This window comes from Variovorax sp. 20P10.2.4 (assembly GCF_058244205.1).
On record NZ_JBZAYE010000898.1, the window covers coordinates 1 to 2,338 of the forward strand.

A 2,338-nucleotide genomic window follows, 5' to 3' on the forward strand; every position below is an offset into this window, starting at 1 on the left:
TCGCCGCCGCCGAGGCGCAGCTGCATGCGGCCACCGCGCGCGTGGGCGTGGCGGTGGCCGAGCTCTATCCGCGCGTGACGCTGGGCGCGAGCTTCGGCAACGAATCGGTGGGCCACGAGCGCTTCGGCGACTGGGGCAGCCGGCAGTGGCAGGTCGGCCCCACGCTGAGCCTGCCGATCTTCGACATGGGAAGGCGCCGCAGCACCGTGACCCTGCGCGAGCTGCAGCAGCAGGAAGCGGCGGTCGCCTTCCAGCAGACGGTACTCAAGGCCTGGCACGAGATCGATGGAGCGCTCAGCGCCTATGCGGCCGAACGCCGCCGCCAGGCCGAGCTGGCCGAGCGCGAGCGCGAGAGTGCCGATGCGCTGGCGCTCGCGCAGGCGCGCTACGCAGGCGGTCTCACCGATTTCGGCGTGGCGCTCGATGCCCGCCGCACCCTGCTGCAGGCCCAGCGCGACCGGGCCCAGAGCCGCAGCCGGCTGGCCGTGGACTGGGTCGCGGTCTGCAAGGCGCTGGGCAGCGCGCCGCCCGAGCAAGCGGTCGCCGCGGCGGCATCGGGGCCGCCAATTTGATACATTGCAACAACGTTTGAAACACAAACACACAATCCATCTAGAATTACTACCGGTTTCGGTAGTTGACGGATGGGTTTTGTCCGCGCGCCCCTGAGGCGCGGCCCGATCGGCACTCCCGGCACCCCCTGCATCGCAGGGCCGCCCGACGGGGGTCGCGCACGGCGAACGGCCGGCTCCCGGCGCCGACCGTTCGCGCTTTGCGCCCCCGCCGCGGGGAAGATCGATGCGAGCCTTCTCCTCGCTGCAAGCCGGCGTACGCCGGCTGTGCGCCGCCCTGCTGGGGGCGGTGGCCCTGCTGGTCGCATCGCCCTCGGGCGCGGTCGTGCTCGACGAGATCGGCCGTGGCACCGCCAGCGTCCACCGCCTGAAGTTCTTCGTCGATCCGCAGCTCGCGGCCGACATCGGCGGCGCCGAGGCCGGCCGCCGGCTCGCGCAGTACGTGGCCGACGTGAACACCGTCTTCACGCGCGAATCGGTGCGCGGCTTCGGCTTCGATCCCGCCGCCGACCTGCAATGGATCGCGCCGGCCCAGGCACCGCAGTGCAGCCTCAACGGCCTGGTCAACGGCGAGATCGCGGTCTGCATCAACAAGTCGACGCGCGGCTACAGCCATGGCGGCCTGACGATGAGCTGGACCTTTCCGGCGCGCGGCGCGACCTGGAACCTCAACTGGACCGCGATCCACGACCCGCTGCGACTGTCGCGCGCCATCGCGCCCGGCGCCGTCGAGTCGACCGAGAAGGACTACCTCGGGCGCCAGCTCAAGACCCTGCTGCACGAGCTCGAGCACGTCTTCGGCGCCGGCTCGGGCGAGTACTACAACGCGATCGCGGTGGCCGACACTACCGACGTCGCGCCCAAGGCCGACCTCGACCTCACCAGGCCCGCCGACCGCTACTGGTGGCCGCGCCAGCACTGGCGGCTCGATCCGCTGCTGGGCACGGTGTTCGAGGAGCGTTTCGACCCCGCGGCCAACCGCGTGGCCACGCTCGAGATGATCCGCTTCACCGAGGGCACGAAGGCCAACCTCGACACCGACTGGAGCAACTGGCCCAAGCTCGGCAGCTCGAAGTTCATGGCCGGCACCACCGCCACCCAGGTGCGCGTGAGCGAGCGCGAAGGCGGCGCGGCGCTGCCCGGCGCGCAGGTCTGGGTATGGCGCGATCCGGGCGCGGGCAAGCCGCTGGAGCCGATCGCGCAGGGCGTGTCGGACGCGGGCGGGCGCTTCGTCTTCGACTGGCGCTGCGGCTTCACCTGCTTCGCGGTCGGCAAGACCAACCTGCTGGTGAAGGCGCAGGCACCGGGCCGCGCGCCGGGCGCGAGCTGGTTCACCATCTTCGATGCCTTCGAGCAGAAGGCGGTGCGCGGCCAGGCCATGTTCTCCATCGACCTGCCGCTGGGCCTGCCCGACGAGCACAAGCCGGTGGTCTCGCTGGCCGCGCCGGCCATGGCCACCGTGGGCCAGCCGGTGACGCTGGCGCCGGTGGCGGTCGACAACGTGGGCGTGTGGGGCCTCAAGGTGATGGGCGCGCAGAGCCTGCCGATCTGCAGCTTCACCGCCCCGCCCTACACCTGCAGCTGGACGCCGACCGCGCCCGGCATGCAGACCATCCGCGTGATCGCGATGGACGCGGCCGGCAACACGGCGCTGGCCTCGGCCAACGTGATGGTCAACCCGCCGGCCGACACGCTGCCGCCCACCGTGGCCTTCGTCGCGCCGCCGACCGCAGCGGCCGGCCTGCCGCTGCGCCTGGCCGCGAGCG

The 2,338-nt window shown here is 72.1% G+C and carries 2 protein-coding genes; both read left to right on the plus strand.

The window, feature by feature from the left end; genetic code table 11:
- On the plus strand, positions 1-572 hold a 572-nt coding region (locus AC27VN_RS39140; protein ID WP_490880161.1), incomplete at its 5' end, for a TolC family protein.
- A 226-nt stretch (positions 573-798) separates the two neighbouring features.
- A partial coding sequence (locus tag AC27VN_RS39145; RefSeq protein WP_490880162.1) for an Ig-like domain-containing protein occupies positions 799-2,338 on the plus strand: 1,540 nt, incomplete at its 3' end.